Origin of the sequence: Actinomadura livida, assembly GCF_014648675.1 — a bacterium.
Classification (GTDB): domain Bacteria; phylum Actinomycetota; class Actinomycetes; order Streptosporangiales; family Streptosporangiaceae; genus Spirillospora; species Spirillospora livida.
This window is the reverse complement of sequence record NZ_BMRO01000001.1, coordinates 592,492-610,869: the sequence shown is the minus strand read 5'-3', so window position 1 is coordinate 610,869 and position 18,378 is coordinate 592,492. Positions and strand designations below refer to the sequence as shown.

Genomic DNA, 18,378 nt, shown 5'->3' with positions numbered 1-18,378 from the left:
CGTCCCTGCTCGAAGACCCCGGGATCCGCCGGGTGAGAACCCCCGAACGCCGTTTCCTGTTCGCGGTCCCGCCGCTGGGCGACGGCACTGCCGGCAGTGTCACCGCCAATAACGCCGTCGCGGCCGAGCTCGTCCGGCGCGGCCACAAGGTCGCGTGGACCGGGCACCGGGCTTCCCTCGAACCCCGGATCCGCCCGGGCTCCCGGCTCTACAGCGCCGTCGAGGAGGACTTCGAGCGGCGCCTGCACGGGCTCCACGGCGACTGGCTGGACCTGCGCGGGCTCGCCGCCCTCCGCTTCCTCTGGGAGGACCTCCTCGTCCCGCTCGGCCACGCGATGCTGCCGGGCGTCGAGAAGGCGATCGACCGATTCCGGCCGGACGCCGTCATCGCCGACCAGCTCGCCCTCGCCGCGCCCGTCGCCGCGCGCCGCCGCGAGCTCCCATGGGCGACCTCCGCCGCGACGTCCGCCGAGTTCACCCGGCCGCTCGCCGCCTTCCCGCGGGCCGAGGAGTGGATCCGGGAGCTGATCGCCGACTTCCAGCTCGACCACGGCATCGAGGACCTGCTCGACCTGCGCTTCTCCGACCACCTCGTGCTGGTGTTCACCGCGGCGGGGCTGATCGGCGACACCTCGTTCTTCCCCGGCCACTTCGCCTTCGTCGGCCCGGCGCCCGAACGTCCCGCGCCGCGCGCCTTCCCGTGGGACGACCTGGACGGCCGGCCCGCCGTCCTCGTCACCCTCGGCGCGCCGGACGGCCCGGTGCGCGACCGCTTCTTCCGGGTCGCGGCGGAGGCCGTCCGCGGCGTGGACGTCCAGGCGGTCTTCGAGACGGATCCGGGCGCGCTGCCCGATCCGCCGCCGAACGTCCTCGTCCGGGAGCAGGTCCCGCGCCACAAGCTGCTGGAGCGGGTCTCCGCCGTCGTCTGCGACGGCGCCCACGACACCGTCTGCGCGTCGCTCGCCCAGGGCCTTCCGCTGGTGGTGGCGCCGGTCCGGGACGACCAGCCGGTGATCGCCGGGCAGGTCGAGTCCGCGGGGGCGGGCGTCCGCGTCCGCCATGCCCGCGCCCGCGCCGACGAGCTCCGCACGGCCCTCACCGCCGTCCTGAAGGAGGACCCCTACCGCGCGGCCGCCGAACGCGTCCGCACCTCGATCGCCTCCGCCGGAGGCGTCGCCGAAGCCGCCGACCGCCTCGAGAAGCTGGCCTGACCAGCCCGCGAGGCGCGGGGCTTCCCGGGCAGTCGCCGGGGTACCCGTACGGGCAGGCCCAGCAGCCCTAGCCGTCGACGACGTAGGAGTCCAGGAGTCCCGCGGGAACCCGGAGGCGGGTCGTCGCCTCCCGGAGCCGGTCCTGCCAATCGGAATCGCCGCGTAGAGCGCCCACAGCGGTTTCGATCGCCGAAGTGGAGCCCCAGAGGGCGGTGTTGCGGGCTTCCAGGTCGCGCTGGTCCCGAGTCCACCACGCGGTCATGTGACCGAGCTGGTCGGCGAGGGTGTCGCCGGGAATGACGCGGCCATGGAACGCGGCCCATTCTTCGCTCCGGGGATGCCTGCCCGCGTCGGCGTTCACCTTATGCGCTTCCTGAAGTTCTTCTAGGACGAGGCACCAGCGGTAAGGCGTGGCGAAGAACTCGTTCTCCTCGGCCCCGCAAGGGTGCCCGTGCAGAGCGTCCACGAGATGTCCGGCCAGGTCGCTTCGGGCGCTGCGCGCGGCCACGGCGGCGTCGACGGCGTGGGAGACGGTGCAGTCGCGAAGCCGCGCGGGCAGCCCGTCGAGCACGGACGGGGACAGGGTCGGCGTGCCCCAGCCGGTCAGATGGGCGGCGGCGGCCAGCTCCGCCCAGAGCACGAGTTCCGGACGGGCCTCAAGGGCGCGCTGGGCGGTGCGCATGTCCCGGAGCGTGCAGGGGGAGTCGCGGCAGTCCGCCCCGCACGTGCCGCTCCGCGGGCTCACCAGGACGCGGGCCGACGCGACCGGCGCCGCCTTCTCCAGGTGCGAGGCGTCCGGCATGCGGACCAGGTGCGGGAAGTCCATGCCGTCGGTGAACACGGCGCCCTCGCCGGGCGTGAGCGTGACCAGGAACTGCGACTGGTCGTCGGTGATGTTCATCGTGGCGCCGACCGCGTCCCGGTCGTCCTTCGCCGGCAGCCGGTGGACGATCTTGACGGCGGTGTTCTTGATGACGTCCGGGACCAGCTTCGACGGGATCTGCTCCGCCACCACCAGCCCCTCCCCGTACGCGCGGATCTCCGCCAGGAGGCTCGCGAACGTCTCCACGGCGTGCGACGCGGGGCCCGCCTCCTCGCTCCGCCGCAGCAGCCGGTGCGCCTCCTCGAACACGCTCAGGTGCCGCAGCCCCGCCGGGGCGCCCTGGCGCTGCCGCATCCGCAGGTGCTCCACCAGCCGCACCAGCACGGTGCCCATCAGGAACGCCTTGTCGCGGTCGTCCCCGACGTCCTCGATCTCCAGGACGACGTTGCGGGCGAGCAGCGCGTCGAAGTCGATGGGGTGGCCGCCCTCGAAGAACCGCCCGGTCGTGCCGAGCCGGAGGCTGGACAGCCGGACGCGGATGAACCCGCGCACGTTGTCGGTGATCTCCTGGCCGTAGCCGATGTCGGTCACGACCTGCTCGGCGGTGGCCTGCAGGTCGGCGAGGGTCGGGTAGCGGGGGGACGTCCCAGGGATGGCGGGCTCCCCGAGCGCCAGATCCCAGCCGAGCCGCTCGTAGCAGCGGGTCAGCGCCGCGGCGAGCACCTGCGGGAACGGCTCGTCGGCGTCGAAGGCGGCGAGGAACAGCGCGCGGACGAGGTCGGCGTGGGTCTGCAGCGGGAACGGCCGCCCGTCGGGGCCCGTCGCCGGTTCGAGGGGGTTGATGCCGGCGGCGATCGCGTCCGCGTCGCCGGGCCGGATCGCGACGACCTCCGCGTCCGGCAGCCGCGCCGCCATCAGCCGGTACTCCGCCTTGGCCGGCTCGACCACCAGCCACGGCAGCCCGGCGTGCGCGGCGGCGGTGAGCAGCGACCGGACGGTCTGCGACTTCCCGGAGCCGGTCGCGCCGCACACGAACGTGTGCCGGTTCAGGCTGGACAGCGGCAGCGACAGCGGCCCGACCTCGCGGCGGTTGCGGTCCAGGACGCGCCCCAGCGGGACGCTCGCGCCCGCCGGCCCGGACGCGGCGTCGAACTCCGGCGTCACGTCGAACTCGGGCCGCATCGCGAACCGCACCCCGGCGACCTCCCGGACCGGCGGCCGCGCCAGCGCCGCCACCAGCTGCGTGCTCGCCTCGAACGGGCCCGCCGCGCCGGGGACGAGCGCGTACGGCAGCCGGCTCAGGTCGGCCGACGCGCACACCAGCGCGGCGACCCGCGCCGCGGCCCGCGGCGTCGCCGCCCCGGCCAGCAGATGGACCCGCCACAGGCCGGAGGTGGCCGCCTGGCGCACCTCGCGGTGGCGGCGCTCCATCCGGACGGCGGTGACCGAGTACTCGGGCGACATCTCCGCCATCGACTGGGCGTGCCGCTGCCGGTCGGCCAGCCGGTCCGCCAGCCGCTCGGTCTCCGGGGCCGTCATCGGCTCGGCGACCAGCAGCCAGGCGAACGGCTGCATCCACACCGACAGCAGGCCGTCCTCCAGGGACGGCCGCGCGGGATCGTCCCGTGGGCCGTCGCCGGGGAGGTCGTCCACCAGCAGCCCGTCGGCGACGGCGCCGATGCCGACCCAGTGCGCCATCGAGTCCTCGGCGATGCCCTCCGGGAGCAGGACGCCGCGGCCGCCCGCCGGGAGGCTGAGCGTGGCGGCGCTCCCGGCGCGGTCGGCGAGCAGCCCGTCCCCGCCGACGAACACCTCCGTGGGACCGGACGCCAGCGTGCGCCGCCAGCCGACCAGCACCGGCTCCCCGCCCGCGTGGTACGCCGACACGAGCGCGGCCAGCCGCTGGTCGCGCCACTCGTCCCGCCCGTCCGCCGCGTCCCGCCGCGGAACCTCCAGCAGGCGGCAGACCGGCATGCCGCGCACCACGTCCCACATGGTCAGCCGTCCCAGCGGAACAGGTTCTGGAACAGTTCCGCCTGCTCAAGGGCGTCGTCCAGGGCGTTGTGCGTGTGCGGGCGCGCGGCCAGCAGCGCCGCCGGCATCTGGCGCTTCGTCGACTGCGCCACCATCGCGCCCGCCTTGGCCGCGTAGAGGCTCTTGATGTCCAGATGCCGTGAATGGCCGAAAGGGGAGTGCGACGTGAACCGCATCCAGTACCAGTACAGCCACATCCAGTCGTAGGCCAGGGGATACGCCACCAGCACCGGCAGCGCGCGGCCCGCGACCGACTTGACCCACGCCGACGCGTCCCGCATCGCCTCCGCCGGATCGCGGCCCTCCCGGGCGAGCCGCTCGCGGTCCAGCCCGCTGACGTCCAGGGCCCGCGGGTCGAAGCCGTCGCTGATCGGCTTCAGCTCCGCGTAGAAGGTCCGCTCGGACGGGTCGTGCCCGGTGAATTCCGCCCCGTCGAACGTCCCGCATACGGCCATGCCGAAACTGAGCATCGAGTACGGCCCGGGGATCGGCCCGTCCGCCTCGACGTCGACCGAGACGTACAGCTCGACCCGCGCCATCACACACGCCTTTCCAGGACGGGCGCGAACGCGGCCCGCGCCCCGTCCCCCGCCGTCCGCCATGGGCAGTCAGGCTATTGAGCAAGCCCGCCATTGGGAAGGCCGTTTCGGGGCCGATGGCCTGACAAGTTCCGTGTCAATCTGCTTGGGTTGTTTGGGCATCGCCGCGCATACCCCGCAGGGCGTGACGATCGAATCGGCACCCGAGGAGAACGGGGGGTCAGGTCGTGATGGGCCGACCGGTCGATCCTGCAGGACTGCTGTCGCGCCGCGAGCGGCTCTTCAGCCCCGACCCCCGCCTCGGCTGGGTCTTCCGGGACCGCTGGTGGTTCCTGCGGCCGTTCCCGGAGCCTCCGCCGCGGCAGCAGGCGCTGCCGGACTACCTGGCGCGCCGCGTCCGCGAGACCGAGCAGGCCGCCCAGCGCCGCCTCAGCCGGACCTTCCCGGTGAGCGCGGGCATCGGCTCCCTCCTCCTGCTGTTCGCCGCCTGCACCGCGCCCGGCTCCGGCGCGGCCGTCCCGGTCGGGTCGCTCCTGCTCGGGGCCATCGTGGCTGCGCCGGGCACGGCGCTGACCTGGTGGGCCGTCCGGCAGCGGAACGCCGCCCGCCAGGCGTACGAGCTGGCCCGGCAGCAGATCACGAACGGCTACCAGGACCAGGCGCGGCAATGGCAGGCGCGCAAGCACGCCCACGACACCGCAGAGCGTGCGCGGCTCGATTCCCTGCCCGAGTGGGGGGCCGCCCCACGACCTGGACGTCGCCTGGACGTGTTCGGCGGGAACCTGTGGGCGTGGGAGGCGCTGCTGACCACGTACGGGACGTCCACACTCGCGGTCCAGCCGCTGCTGGTGCTCGACCTGTCCAGGGAGTTCGTCAGCCGCGAACTGGTCGAGCTGGCCCAGGCGGCCTGGATGGGGGTGGACGCGCAACTGCTGCCCAGCCGCCAGGCATCGTCCACGCTCCTGGCGGACATGCCCCCGCAGGACCTCGTGGACGCGGTCGTCGAATCCATACACGGCGGTACACCGGACGCCGCACGCGCTGACCGCAGCATGGACGACCGCATCCTCACCAAGGTGTGCGGGGCCCTCGGCGACAACGTCACCTTAGGCCGGATCGCCGCGGCCCTCCGCGCCCTCATGGGCGAACCCGACGACGGCGACCTGCTGACCCGCGAGGAGCGGCGGCACATCACCGGCAACCTCTTCACCGTGGAGTACCGCCGCCAGGCCCACGCCAACCTGTCGCGGATCGAGTCCTACGTGCACCCGCTGGAGAACCTCGGCACCGAGCCCTCGAAGGAGGGTGTCGGCTACCTGACGTGCATCGCGCTCGACAGCCGGGCCCGCAACGTCCGCTCCGAACTGCTCACCGACCTGGTCGTCCAGTGGGTCACGCACCGCATCACCGCGTCCCAGGACTCCACGCCCGCGCTGGTCATCGCCGGCGCCGACGAACTGGCCCGCCGCCACCTGGAACGGCTGTCGGACGCGTGCGAGCGGCGCGGCGTCCCGCTGACCCTGCTGTTCCGGCGGCTGCGGGACACGTCCGCGGAGATGATCGGCGGCGGCGCGGTCGCGTTCATGCGGCTCGGCAACCACGAGGACGCCGCGAAGGCCGCCGACTTCATCGGGCGCGACCACCGCTTCGTCCTGTCGCAGATCACGAAGAACGTCGGCGGGAACGAGTCGCACACGTCCACCGACACGCGGGGCGAGGGCGACTCCGACACCTACAGCACCAGCCACACGACGGGCACGTCCCGCAACTGGGGGACGAGCCGCTCGTCCGGCGTCAGCTACTCGGGCGGCGAGATGTTCGGGCTGTTCCCCGACCGCTCGACGTCCTCCCAGCGCGGCAGCAACCGGGGCGGCGGCAGCAGCACCAGCGACACCCGGGGGACCGCCACGTCGACGTCCCGGAACTGGTCGGCCGCCTACGCCTTCGCCGAGGGCACCAACTGGAGCGACGCCGACACCACCCAGCGCGTGTACGAGTACGCCGTCGAACCCGTCACCCTCCAGCACCTCCCGGACCACGCGCTGCTGCTGGTCCTGTCCGCCCCCGGCGGTGGCCGCACCATCACGCCGGTCGAATGCGACCCGGCCATCATCACCCTGGACCGCGTGACCACCGGCCCCCTCCCAGACCCGCCCCCACCGCCCGCGGCCGTTCCAGTCCCCGACCCCGCTCTGGCTCCGCCCGTCCAGCCGCAGTGGGGCACGCATCCCGCCCCGCAGTGGGCCACCCGGCAGGGAGCGCCCCCACCGCGTGCCCCCCTGGCGTCCGACCCGGGCCCGCCACCCGGCCAGCAGTCGGGCCCGCGGTCACCGGACGACCCCCGCCAGGGGCCCCCGCCGCTCTTCGGCAAGGGCTGACCGCTCAGCCGAGCCGCCGCCGCAACCCCTGGGCCCGCCGGACGAGAGGCATCGGCAACCCGTGCGGGGCGTTCTCGATGCGATGCTCCACGGCCGCCACGAGATCGGCCCCGAAGCCGAACCGCACCGCCGCCGCGTCCGCCCGCGCCTCCGCCCGCCCACGCGGCAGCCGCGCGACCCACGCCGCGACGAACGCAACCCCCGCGGGCAGGACCAGCAGCGCCGTGGCAACCGTCGCGACCACGCCCAGAAGGAACACCGCCAGGAACCCGATCGGCCGGTGCCACGCGACGGCCCGCTTCCACATGGGCGCGATCGGAGCCCACACCCCCCGCAGCGCCCACAGCCCCGCCCGGCTCGGCAACGTGACCTGCGCATGGACGAACGCGGGCACCGTCCGCCACCCCGCCACGTGCCCCAGCTCATGGGCCAGCACGGCCTCAAGCCGGCCGGGCTCCAGCGAACGCGCCGAATGGGACGTGACCGCCACCGTCCGGCCGAACGGCATGCACGCGTTCAGCTCCTCAGACTCGACGACGACCAGCCGATACGCCCCGGCCCCCGCCTGCCGCTGGACGTTCCGCCACGCCTGCTCCAACCGCACCCGCTCAGCGTCCACCGGCTCGCGATACCCGTAGGCCCGCGAAGCGGCCACCGGCGCCACCAACATGACCGCCCAAACCGCGACCACCACACCGGCCCCCCACAAGGGCCAGATGACATGCACCCCAAACGCGACCGCCGCCACCACCACGGCCTCAGCGGCAACGACCACTCCGACCGAAGCCCCCGCCCGCCCAGAACCCTCCACCCGCCCAGGCGGAAGAAACCGCCCCTCCCCAGGCGGCTGCCCGACGAGAGCCCGCCCCTCCGGCACCGCCAAGGCGCCGTCCCCAGCCGAAGACACCACACCCCCAACCTCCGACGCCCCCACCAGGGACGGCACAACACCCGAGGGCGAAGCGCCCGACGACGTCGCCGCCCCTGCCGAGGCTGCCGCACCGGACGGCGGCGAAGCCTCGGCCGCAGGCGGCACCCCACCTACCAACGGCGGCGCGTCACGAGGCGGCGACACCCCTCCCGCCGACGGCGCTGCCTCCGACGAGGTCCGCGGAACCCCCAAAGGCGGTGGAAACCCCGCTGAAGGTGGCCCGATGGTCGGCGCCGGCATCCCTGCTCCCGCCGGGCGCGCGGCGTCGCGAGGTGGCGGCGGCACCTGTGGTGACGGCTGCGGCGCGGCTTGCGGCAATGACGCCATCGCCGCCGCCGGTGGCGGGTCGGTTGTGCCGCGCGAGGGCGGTGGTGCCTCTGGTGAGGACCGCGGTGCACCCCATGGTGTGGGTGGCCCTGCTGGAGGCGGCGTGGTGGGCGGCGCTAGTGGCGCTGCTTCCGTTGGTGGTGTGGTGTCGCGCGGGGAGGGCGTCGCTTGTGGTGACGGCCTTGGTGCGGTTTGCGGTGCTGGCGGTATCGCTGCCGCTGATGGCGGGTCGGTGGTGCTCTGGGAGGGCGGGGCTGCCTCTGGTGAGGGCTGTGGAATCCCCGATGGTGGTGGGCCTGCCGGAGGTGGCGTGGTGGGCAGCGGTGGTGTCGCTGCTCTGACCGGTGGCGGCGCGGTCTTGCGCGGTGGCGGCGTTGCCTCTGGGGAGGGTCGTGGAGCGCCCCATGGTGGTGGGGGCGGTGCTGAGGGTCGTGGAGCGGCCCGGGGCGTCGGGGGCTCTGCTGGGGGTGGCGTCTGTGGCGTTGGCGGCGGTGTGGGGGCGGGTGGGGGTGCTTGGGGGGTTTCCGGGGGTGGGGTGGGGCGGCGGCGGGAGCGGGTGGCGTAGGGGCGGGACTGGTCGGTCCAGGTTTGGCCGTTCCAGTAGCGTTCGCGGCCCATCCACTCTGGATCTGGGTACCACCCAGGTGGTGTGCTCACCGGAACCCTCCCGTCAGGATCGGTTCAAAGGTTTGCGCACGCCACGACGCAGCGTCAACGGGAGGGTCACAGCTTCGGGGTGAAAGGTCGGCGATGTCGGGGATCGTCTGGCTCGGCGAGGCCGCGCAGGGCCGTCTCGACGAGTTCGATCGCCTGCAGGAGGGCGACCAGGCGGGCGCCCTCGCGGCGGTAGGTCTCCAGGACCGACTCGACGCCGTGCGGCGGGACGACGTCCCCGAGGTCGACGCGGGCGGTGCGGAAGCCCTCGCGGGCCGCCTCCACGGACGCGGCGGCGTGGTGGCGGGCCATCCGGGCGAGGGCGATGGGGTAGCGGCGCAGCACGCCGTAGCGCCGGTACTCGGGCGGGACGAGTTCGAGCAGCCAGGCCAGGGCGGTGTCCTCGAAGCGCTCGGTGCCCGGTGGGTGCACCTGCGCGGGCCAGCCGGGCGGGACGTAGGTGCTCACGAGGTCAGGATAACCCGACTTCGAACTTATGTTCGATACAAATCGGACACGTTATTCCGGCGGCGGGGTCCGGCGGATGCGGATCCTGCCCGAGTCCAGGTCGTCGCGCGTGCTGCCGGAGCCGGTCTGCTCGTGGTCGTCCTGGCGCAGGACCTTCTGCCGCTCCTGCTCCTCGAGCTTGACCTTCTTCGACCCCTCGAACGCGGACGCCAAGTCCTCGAACATGCCGCCGCCGAACCCGGCGCCGGTCTCACCGTCACCGCGGATGGCGCCCATCAGCGAGGACTTGCCCGTCCCCTCGCGGGGCCATTCGACGATCTCCTGCTCGGCCGGCTCCGGGCGGTTGCCCATGGCGCGGCCCTTGACGCGCTTGCGGCGGCGAAAGGGTGACTTCACACACTCTCCAACGCGATGGGTGGCCAGATTGATCCCGGCGACCGCTCAGGTCGTGAAGGACCACCGGGTGGGAGAACCGGTGAAGTCTCCCTGGCGGAGCCCGAAGGCCTGCTGGGGCCGTACCGCGACGGTCGCGTTGACCTCGGGGTCCAGGAAGTCCACACGATATCTGGTCGCGTACTTGGAATTGACGAGGTCGATGAACCGTTGGAGGTCCTTTTGCTCGGTCAGCACCTCGGCGATCCCCTCGATGACCACGGGGTTCTCGGCCTCTTCGGTGGTGACCACGACCCGCGGGTTCGCCCGCAGGTTCACCATCTTGCGGGACGGGACGCTGCTGCTGAAAAGCAGTGCCTCACCGGACCAGGCGCCCCACACCGGCATGGCGTGCGGCCGTCCGTCCGGCCGCACCGTGCAGAGCCAGAAGTTGCGGGCCTCCCGCAACTGCTCCACGGCCCAGGACCACGGCAGCAGGCCGCTGCCCTCCTCCGGGCCCACGATGCCGTAGCCGGGCATGTACGGCCGTTCGGCGGTCGGCTCCAAGGGACCGGTGGGCTGGGTGGGCTCCGGTTCCGCCGCGGCGCCGGAAGCCGACATGGCGTTCTCCCCTCTTTGGGTTCTGTCACTGTCTGGCTGTCCCCCGGCCTATCGTTTCAGACCTCCGGACTCCGTGGTGACGCTCGGTGGCTCGTTGGGAGCGGCTCGGCGCGGTAGCCTGCGGGACGTGCGCCTATCCCATGTCATCACGGCCCTGGAGGAGCTCTATCCGCCCGAGTGGGCGGAGTCCTGGGACGCCGTCGGTCTCGTGTGCGGCGACCCCGCCCAGGAGGTCGGACGGGTGCTGTTCGCGGTCGACCCGGTGGCCGCCGTGATCGACGAGGCGCTGGAGTGGGGGGCCGACCTGGTGGTCACGCATCATCCGCTGCTGCTGCGCGGGGTGCACTCGGTCGCCGCGACGACGCCGAAGGGCCGGCTCGTCCACCGGATGATCAGGAACGGGGTGGCGCTGCACACCGCGCACACCAACGCGGACCGGGCCGAGCCCGGCGTGTCGGACGCGCTGGCGCGGGCCGTCGGCCTCACCGGCGAGCTGCGCCCGATGGTCCCCGCCGACGACGATCCCCGCCGCGGCCTCGGCCGGATCGGGGAGCTGGCCGAGCCCGTCACGCTGCGGGAGTTCACCGGGCGGGTGGCGGCCGGGCTGCCGTCCACCGCCTGGGGGGTGCGGGCCGCGGGCGACCCTGACCGCGCCGTCCGCACCGTCGCCGTGTGCGGGGGCGCCGGCGACTCCCTGCTCGGCACCGCGCGCGACGCCGGTGTCGACGTCTACCTCACCGCCGACCTGCGGCACCACCCCGCCTCGGAGTTCACCGAGCAAGGCGGCCCCGCCCTGGTGGACGCCGCGCACTGGGCGACCGAGTGGCCCTGGCTCGCCGACGCCGAGCGGCGCCTGGCGGCGGCCTCCCCGGACGCGGGCAAGTTGGAGACCCGGGTGTCCACGCTCGTCACCGACGCGTGGCGCCTCCACGACGAAGGAGCACATTGAAAGCCGCACCCCAAGCCCAGCTCCGCCTGCTCGACCTGCAGGAGCTCGACGCCTCGCTGGACCGGCTGGCCCACCGCCGGCGCACGCTGCCCGAGCTGGCGGAGATCGAGCGGCTGGAGGGACGCCTGACCGAACTGCGCGACGCGATCGTGGCGGCCGAGACGGAGACCGGCGACCTGCAGCGCGAGCAGAAGAAGGCCGAGCAGGACGTCGAGCAGGTCCGCGCCCGGGCCGACCGCGACCAGAAGCGGCTCGACTCCGGGCAGGTGTCCTCGGCCAAGGACCTCAGCAACCTCCAGGCGGAGATCGAGTCGCTGCAGCGCCGCCAGTCCGACCTGGAGGAGGTCGTCCTGGAGATCATGGAGCGGTCGGAGGAGGCGGAGGGCGAGGTGTCCGCGCTGCGCGCCGACCAGGCCGCCGCGCAGGACGAGCTGGCGGCGCTCGTCGAGCGCCGCGACGCCGCCCGGCGGGAGATCGACGACGAGGCCGGGACGACCAGCGCCGCGCGCACCGCGGTCGCCAAGGACATCCCCGAGGACCTGCTGGCCCTCTACGAGAAGCTGCGCGGCCAGTTCGGCGGCGTCGGCGCGGCCAAGCTTTTCCGCGGTGCCTGCCAGGGCTGCCACCTGGCGCTCAACACGGTGGACCTGAACAACATCCGCGCCGCCGCCGAGGACGAGGTCGTCCGCTGCGAGGAGTGCCGCCGCATCCTGATCCGGACGCCAGAGTCGGGCCTGTGAGCGCGGGCCGGAAGCTGGTCGTCGAGGCGGACGGGGGATCGCGCGGCAACCCCGGCCCGGCCGGGTACGGGGCGCTCGTCCGCGACGCGCTGACCGGGGAGGTCCTGGCCGAGGTCGCCGAGGCGATCGGGGACGCCACCAACAACGTGGCGGAGTACCGGGGCCTCATCGCCGGGCTGGCCGCCGCGTCCGGGATCGACGCGGCCGCCCGCGTCGAGGTCCGGATGGACTCCAAGCTCGTCGTGGAGCAGATGTCCGGACGCTGGAAGATCAAGCACCCGGACATGGTCCCGCTGGCCCTGCGGGCCCGCGAGCTGGCGGAGGATCTGGGGTCGGTCTCCTACACGTGGATCCCGCGGAACCGCAACGCGCACGCCGACCGCCTCGCCAACGAGGCCATGGACGCCGCGGCCCGCGGCGAGCAGTGGGTCCGCAAGGTCGAGGAGCCGCCGGGGGAGCCGGAACCGCCCCCGGCGCCGGTGCGGCCGCCGTCGTCCACCCCGATGACCACGGTCCTGCTCCGGCACGGTGAGACGCCGCTGTCGGTCGAGAAGCGCTTCGCCGGGACGAGCGACGTCCCGCTGACCGCGAACGGACTCGCCCAGGCCCGCGCCGCGGCGCTCGCCCTCAAGGACCGCGGGCTGGACGCGATCGTCACCTCGCCGCTGGCGCGCTGCCGCGCCACCGCCGCCGAGGTCGCCGCCGTCACCGGGCTCGACGTCCGCGTCGAGGACGGTTTCCGCGAGGCCGATTTCGGCGATTGGGAGGGGCTCACGTTCGCCGAGGCCGGCAAGGGCTGGCCGGCCGAGCTCAAGGCATGGCTGGCCGATCCGGAGGTCGCGCCGCCCGGGGGCGAGAGCTTCGCGCAGGTCTCGCGCCGCGTCCGGACCGCCCTGGACAAGGTGAAGGTCCGCCACCGCGAGCAGACCGTCCTGGTGGTCTCGCACGTCACGCCGATCAAGATGCTGGTCAAGGACGCCCTGGGCGCGCCCATGCCGTCCCTGTACCGGATGCACCTGGACGTGGCGGCGCTGTCGTCCATCGACTGGTACGCCGACGGCCCCGCTACCCTGCGGTCCTTCAACGACGTCCACCATCTTCCGGCCTGACCGGAACCGGCCTTCCGTAGCGGCCCCCAGCGCGCCTACGCTCCACAGAAGGGCACCGTGACCTGGGGAGGAACCGTGACGACGAAGATCCTGCTGGACGAGTCGAGGCTCCCGAGCCGCTGGTACAACGTCGTCCCCGACCTGCCCGCGCCGCCGCCCCCGCCCCTGCACCCGGGAACGCGCGAACCGGTCGGCCCGGACGACCTCGCGCCGCTGTTCCCGATGGACCTCATCGCCCAGGAGGTCTCGGGCGAGCGCTTCGTCGACATCCCCGAGGAGGTCCGCGACGTCTACCGGCTCTGGCGCCCCACCCCCCTCATCCGGGCCCACCGCCTCGAACACGCCCTCGGCACGCCCGCCCGCATCTACGTCAAGTACGAGGGCGTCTCCCCGGTCGGCTCCCACAAGCCGAACACGGCCGTCCCGCAGGCGTACTACAACGCGCGCCAGGGCATCAGGCGCCTCACCACCGAGACGGGCGCCGGCCAGTGGGGCAGCGCGCTCGCGTTCGCATGCGCGCAGTTCGCCCTCGAATGCGAGATCTGGATGGTCCGGGCCTCCTACGACCAGAAGCCGTACCGCCGCTCGATGATGGAGCTGTACGGGGCACAGGTGCACGCCAGCCCGTCCCGGCTGACCGCGTCCGGCGCGAAGATCCTCGCGGACGACCCGGCCTCGCCCGGCTCCCTCGGCATCGCCATCAGCGAGGCCGTCGAGTCGGCCTCCCCGGACGACACCCGGTACGCGCTCGGCAGCGTCCTGAACCACGTCCTGATGCACCAGACGGTGATCGGCGAGGAGGCCCTCGAACAGCTCGCGCTCGTCGGCGACACCCCCGACCTGATCGTCGGCTGCACCGGCGGCGGCTCCAACTTCGCGGGCCTGTTCTTCCCGTTCCTCCGCGAGAAGCTGCAGGGCCGGATGAACCCGGCGATCCGGGCGGTGGAGCCGGATGCGTGCCCGTCCTTCACCCGGGGCCGCTACGCCTACGACTTCGGCGACACGGCCGGCTTCACGCCCCTTCTCAAGATGCACACGCTGGGGCACGACTTCGTCCCCGACCCCATCCACGCGGGCGGCCTCCGCTACCACGGGATGGCCCCGCTGCTCTCCCACATGTACGACCTGGACATCTTCGAGGCCGAGGCCAAGCCCCAGCGCGAATGCTTCGAGGCGGGGATCCTGTTCGCCCGCACGGAGGGCATCGTCCCGGCCCCCGAGCCCACCCACGCCCTGGCCGCCGCCATCGCGGAGGCCCGCCACTGCGCCGAGACGGGCGAACCCAAGGTCATCCTCACCGCCCTCTGCGGCCACGGCCACCTGGACATGGCCGCCTACGACCGCTACCTCTCCGGCGAGATGGAAGACCACACCCTCCCCCAGTCCCGCCTGGACGAGGCCCTGACGACCCTGCCGTGAGCCGGGAACAACACCGGACCCGCTATCGTCTATGTACGGCGGACGAGCCGGCCGGACGGCCGCGTCGGGGAGCGATCCCCGTCGAGGAAAGTCCGGGCTCCACAGGGCAGGGTGGTCGGTAACGCCGACCCGGGGTGACCCGCGGGAAAGTGCCACAGAAAGCAGACCGCCACCGGTCCGCCGGTGGTAAGGGTGAAACGGTGAGGTAAGAGCTCACCAGCGCCCACGGTGACGTGGGCGGCTCGGTAAACCCCACCCGGAGCAAGGTCAAGAAGGGGCCCCGCAAGAGGCCCCGCGCAGGTGCCCGAGGGCGGCCCGCCCGAGCCTGCGGGTAGACCGCTGGAGGCCGCCGGCAACGGCGGCCCGAGATGGATGGCCGTCACCCGCCGCCCCGCAAGGGCCGGCGGGCACAGAACCCGGCTTACAGGCCGACTCGTCCGCCCTTCACCCGCCCGGCGCCGCACGAAGACGGGTACGTGGCCCGCCCCGTACATGTTCGGAACCGTCCAGCCCTGCCGCCGATCACCGGGAAGAATGCGGGCTGAACACCGCGCCGTGCCCGTTGCGGACATCATGGTGCGCAATAACCTTTAAGGCCGCACTCGCCAGATATAAGAGGTACAAGATGCCTGAACGCATCGATCTCATAAGCTTGCAGTCAACGTGGGCCACGAGTCCCACCGTCGTGGTGAGTGTGGATCCCGCCAGCCTGGAAGGCGAGATCGTCGTCGACACGGAGTTCGTTAAGGGACGCAAGAAGATCTCGCTCCATTCGGACGACATCGCAGAATGGGCCGAGGTTCTCGAAGCCCTCGACGGCGAGGAGACCGGCAGCTGGATGGAGGCCGCGGGCAGGACTGTGCTCACCATCGAGTGGGACGACGAGTACGACTACCTCTGGGTCACGATCGAGGACCGAGTGGGTTCCATGGCAACCGTGCGGGTGCAGGTCGGCCCAGACGAGTACTGGCTGGACGACCAGTTCAATCGACTGGCGAGGTTTCGCGAAGCCAGTCCCAAGCTCAGCAGCTGAGCGCGCCATCCCGTGGGGAGGGGCGTGCAACTCACATGGTTCGGGTCATACGACACAGAGAGGTTGAAACGGGGCGCTTACCTTCTAGGGGAGAGCTGATCGCCTTGATCGGTGACGGCGGCGGGGCCGAGGTGCTGGGTCCCGTGGAAAGGAGCCTCGATGTTCATCATCATGTTCGTGGCCCTCGTCCTGGCGGGGGGAGTGGCCGGACTGGTCTATCTGTGGGACTTCTCGCGCGCCAGCCGGTACGACGCGCTGTTCCTGCCCGCGTCCGACCGGCGTGCGCGGCGGGCGCGCCGGGTGACGGGAATGTACGTGCGGGACTACACGCGCCACGACGACCTCGTGAGCCGCTGACCCGCGGGCGCCGACTGAAGGCACACTGACGCGCGGGCCGTCCTTGCGGGGGGACGGCCCGCGCTTGCGTGTCAGGTGACGGTCCGGGCCGGCGGGGCGTCGTCCGGGACGGGCATGAAGGCGCCCGTGGCCCGGTCGAGGATCTCGACGTTGGCGGACTGCAGGTCCAGGTAGAGGCCCACCAGTTCGATCTCGCCGGACTCGACGCGCTTGCGCAGCCACGGGTAGGTGAGCAGGTTGTCGAGCTGCTGCATCACGTTGATCTTGCAGAGCCGGGTGAGGGGCGGGGCGTCCTCGCCGGACGGGTCGGTGGCGAGGAAGCGGGCGAGGCTGTGGTTGCCGTGCTTCAGCCACCGCGACAGGCCGGAGAGGTGCTCGACCTCGGTGCCGCCGGCGAGGAGCGCGGCCATCGCGCCGCAGTTGGAGTGGCCGCAGACGGTGATCGTCCGGATGTCGAGGACGTTGGTGGCGTACTCGACGGTGGCCGCGACGGAGTCGTCGCGGGTGCGGGAGCCGTACCGCGGGACGAGGGCGCCGACGTTGCGGTTGATGAACAGGTCGCCGGGGCCGCTGGCGGTGATGATGTTGGGCACGATGCGCGAGTCCACGCAGGTGATGAAGAGGTGCTGGGGCTTCTGCTCCATCGCCAGCTCGGCCATGATCGGCCGCACCAGCCGGGCGGTCCGGCCGTGGTACTCGCGGACGCCGTCCAGCAGCACGGCGGCGGGGGACACCTCGGGGGCGTCGAGTTCCTCCTCGGAACGCCGTCGACGATTCGCCCATGGCGCCCACCAACGGGCGGAAGGGGGCGATTTACGCGGCGAGGACATGTCACCTGTCACGGCTCTTTCATACCAAGCCTCGTGAACCTCGTCGATGTCGACCCTCCCTCCCTGGCGCTCGTGCGCGAGCCGCCACTGGTGGATGGCGTCGAACGCGGCGTGGTCCATGAAGTCGACGTTCAGGTCGAGATCGACGCTGGCGCCCGGCGGGACCTCATGCAGGAGGCGCGTCACCTTGGGGACGCCGAGGAAGGTCAGCGTGCCCTCCACGACCACGTGGGTGCGGATCGGGACCGGGCCGTCATCGGGTTCGGGGACGAGGTGCTCGGCGCGGACCGACAGCCGGGTCAGCCGCCGCAGCGCCAGCACCCCCATGACCGCGATGCCCACCAGGACGCCCTCACCGAGCCCGAGGACGACGACGCCGACGAGGGTGGCGAAGTAGGCGGGCGCCTCGCGGTGGTGGCGCAGGTCGCGGATGCGGGCGGTGTCGATGAGCCGGACGCCCAGCACGACCAGCAGCGCCGCGAGCGCGGGCAGCGGCACCTGCTCGATGGCGGGGCCGCACGACAGCGCGAGGACCAGCACCCACACGCCGTGCAGGACGGCCGACGTGCGGGAGCGGGCACCCGCCTCGATGTTGGCCGTGCTGCGGACGATCACGCCCGCGATCGGCAGCCCGCCGAGGAACCCGGACACCGCGTTACCCGCGCCCTGCCCGAGCAGGTCGCGGTCGAGGTCGGCGCGCGGCACCCCGGCGGGGCGCCGCCGGTCGACGGCGACGCTGCACAGCAGCGACTCGACGGCCGCCACGAGCGCGACGGAGAGGACGGCGCCGACGATGCCGATGGGCGGGCCCTCCGGCACGGCGGGGGTGTCCCACCCCCCGAAGAGGGAGTCGGGCAGTTCGACGCGCCGGACGTCCCAGCCGAGCGACCAGGCGGTCAGGGTGGCGAGGGCGATCGCGGGCAGCGGCCCGGGGATCAGCCGCAGCGGGCCGGTGCTCGGGAGCCGCGACCAGAACAGCAGCACCAGGACCGTCAGTGCGCCGAGGAGGGCCGGGTGGGTGTTCGGGGCCGCCAGCTGGCCCGGCAGCTCGCCCAGGTTGGCGAGCGCCGACTGCTGGGGGCTGCCGCCGAGCAAGACGTGCACCTGCGCCAGGACGAGGACGACGCCGACGCCCGCGAGCATCCCGTGCACGACGGCGGGGGAGACCGCGAGGGCCGTCCGGGCGACCTTGCCGGCCCCGAGGGCGACCTGGAGCAGCCCGCCGAGGAGGGTGATCGTGCAGGTGGCGCGCCAGCCGTAGGTCTGCACCAGCTCGGCGACGATCACGGTCAGGCCCGCCGCGGGGCCGCTGACCTGCAGCGGTGACCCGCCGATCAGGCCCGCGACGACACCGCCGACGACGGCGGCGATCAGCCCGGCCGCGACCGGGGCGCCGGACGCGACCGCGATGCCGAGCGACAGCGGGATCGCGACGAGGAACACGACGAACGACGCGAGGAAGTCCCGCCGAAATGTGGACACGTTGAGTGGCTTTGAAGTCACTCTCCGTATATAACCAGGATTAGAGCCGCTTCAGCCAGGCCATTCGCGAGATGGCGGGTGCGCGCCGTCCCGCCGGAGCC

At 72.9% G+C, this 18,378-nt stretch carries 16 protein-coding genes and 1 other RNA gene; 10 read left to right on the top strand and 7 right to left on the bottom strand.

What is annotated here, in order from left to right:
• Positions 1–32 precede the first annotated feature (32 nt).
• Complete coding sequence (locus tag IEZ03_RS02655; RefSeq protein ID WP_229807954.1) at positions 33–1,211, top strand: glycosyltransferase; 1,179 nt, start codon at positions 33–35, stop codon at positions 1,209–1,211.
• Positions 1,212–1,278: 67 nt separating this feature from the next.
• Here IEZ03_RS02655 and IEZ03_RS02650 read toward each other — a convergent pair whose 3' ends face one another.
• Both IEZ03_RS02650 and IEZ03_RS02645 read right to left on the bottom strand, forming a co-directional pair.
• Positions 1,279–4,029, bottom strand: coding sequence for an ATP-binding protein (locus IEZ03_RS02650; protein ID WP_184882472.1), 2,751 nt, complete (start codon positions 4,027–4,029; stop codon positions 1,279–1,281).
• A 2-nt stretch (positions 4,030–4,031) separates the two neighbouring features.
• On the bottom strand, positions 4,032–4,607 hold the full coding sequence (locus IEZ03_RS02645; RefSeq protein WP_184882474.1) for a 3'-5' exonuclease: 576 nt from the start codon (positions 4,605–4,607) through the stop codon (positions 4,032–4,034).
• Between the two features lie 227 nt (positions 4,608–4,834).
• On the opposite strand from IEZ03_RS02645, the gene IEZ03_RS02640 reads away from it, so the two are divergent.
• A complete protein-coding gene (locus IEZ03_RS02640) occupies positions 4,835–6,985 on the top strand; it encodes a hypothetical protein (RefSeq protein WP_184882476.1) in 2,151 nt (716 codons plus the stop codon).
• 4 nt (positions 6,986–6,989) lie between these two features.
• Here IEZ03_RS02640 and IEZ03_RS02635 read toward each other — a convergent pair whose 3' ends face one another.
• Complete coding sequence (locus tag IEZ03_RS02635; RefSeq protein WP_184882478.1) at positions 6,990–7,640, bottom strand: M48 family metalloprotease; 651 nt, start codon at positions 7,638–7,640, stop codon at positions 6,990–6,992.
• 656 nt (positions 7,641–8,296) lie between these two features.
• Here IEZ03_RS02635 and IEZ03_RS02630 point away from each other — a divergent pair.
• Positions 8,297–8,584, top strand: a complete 288-nt coding sequence (locus tag IEZ03_RS02630) for a hypothetical protein (protein ID WP_184882480.1) — start codon at positions 8,297–8,299, stop codon at positions 8,582–8,584.
• A 382-nt stretch (positions 8,585–8,966) separates the two neighbouring features.
• On the opposite strand, the gene IEZ03_RS02625 is transcribed toward IEZ03_RS02630, so the two are convergent.
• The 3 genes from IEZ03_RS02625 to IEZ03_RS02615 are packed head-to-tail and all read right to left on the bottom strand — an operon-like array spanning position 8,967 to position 10,358.
• A complete protein-coding gene (locus IEZ03_RS02625) occupies positions 8,967–9,365 on the bottom strand; it encodes a hypothetical protein (protein ID WP_184882482.1) in 399 nt (132 codons plus the stop codon).
• A 51-nt stretch (positions 9,366–9,416) separates the two neighbouring features.
• Positions 9,417–9,761 (bottom strand): DUF6191 domain-containing protein, encoded by a 345-nt coding sequence (locus IEZ03_RS02620; protein ID WP_132054788.1) that lies wholly within the window; start codon positions 9,759–9,761, stop codon positions 9,417–9,419.
• Positions 9,762–9,806: 45 nt separating this feature from the next.
• Positions 9,807–10,358: a pyridoxamine 5'-phosphate oxidase family protein gene (locus tag IEZ03_RS02615; RefSeq protein WP_132054790.1), complete on the bottom strand. Its 552-nt coding sequence runs from the start codon at positions 10,356–10,358 to the stop codon at positions 9,807–9,809.
• 127 nt (positions 10,359–10,485) lie between these two features.
• Between IEZ03_RS02615 and IEZ03_RS02610 the strand changes: the two genes are divergently transcribed.
• The 7 genes from IEZ03_RS02610 (at position 10,486) to IEZ03_RS02580 (ending at position 15,965) form a co-directional block, all read left to right on the top strand.
• Positions 10,486–11,307 carry a Nif3-like dinuclear metal center hexameric protein gene (locus IEZ03_RS02610; RefSeq protein WP_229807953.1) on the top strand — a complete coding sequence of 274 codons (822 nt, stop codon included), beginning with the start codon at positions 10,486–10,488 and terminating at the stop codon, positions 11,305–11,307.
• Positions 11,304–12,047 (top strand): zinc ribbon domain-containing protein, encoded by a 744-nt coding sequence (locus IEZ03_RS02605; protein WP_184882486.1) that lies wholly within the window; start codon positions 11,304–11,306, stop codon positions 12,045–12,047. The genes IEZ03_RS02610 and IEZ03_RS02605 overlap by 4 nt, the downstream gene beginning before the upstream one ends.
• Positions 12,044–13,156, top strand: a complete 1,113-nt coding sequence (locus IEZ03_RS02600) for a bifunctional RNase H/acid phosphatase (protein ID WP_184882488.1) — start codon at positions 12,044–12,046, stop codon at positions 13,154–13,156. Before IEZ03_RS02605 ends, IEZ03_RS02600 begins: the two co-directional genes overlap by 4 nt.
• A 75-nt stretch (positions 13,157–13,231) precedes the next feature.
• A complete protein-coding gene (locus IEZ03_RS02595; RefSeq protein ID WP_229807952.1) occupies positions 13,232–14,575 on the top strand; it encodes a TrpB-like pyridoxal phosphate-dependent enzyme in 1,344 nt (447 codons plus the stop codon).
• 43 nt (positions 14,576–14,618) lie between these two features.
• An RNA gene (gene rnpB, locus IEZ03_RS02590) (RNase P RNA component class A) lies at positions 14,619–15,015 on the top strand.
• A 185-nt stretch (positions 15,016–15,200) separates the two neighbouring features.
• The gene (locus tag IEZ03_RS02585) at positions 15,201–15,608 is read left to right on the top strand and encodes a DUF5959 family protein (protein WP_184882490.1); all 408 of its coding nucleotides are present in this window, start codon (positions 15,201–15,203) and stop codon (positions 15,606–15,608) included.
• A 159-nt stretch (positions 15,609–15,767) separates the two neighbouring features.
• The gene (locus IEZ03_RS02580) at positions 15,768–15,965 is read left to right on the top strand and encodes a hypothetical protein (protein WP_132054496.1); all 198 of its coding nucleotides are present in this window, start codon (positions 15,768–15,770) and stop codon (positions 15,963–15,965) included.
• 71 nt (positions 15,966–16,036) lie between these two features.
• On the opposite strand, the gene IEZ03_RS02575 is transcribed toward IEZ03_RS02580, so the two are convergent.
• A complete protein-coding gene (locus IEZ03_RS02575) occupies positions 16,037–18,298 on the bottom strand; it encodes a SulP family inorganic anion transporter (protein WP_184882492.1) in 2,262 nt (753 codons plus the stop codon).
• Positions 18,299–18,378 lie beyond the last annotated feature (80 nt).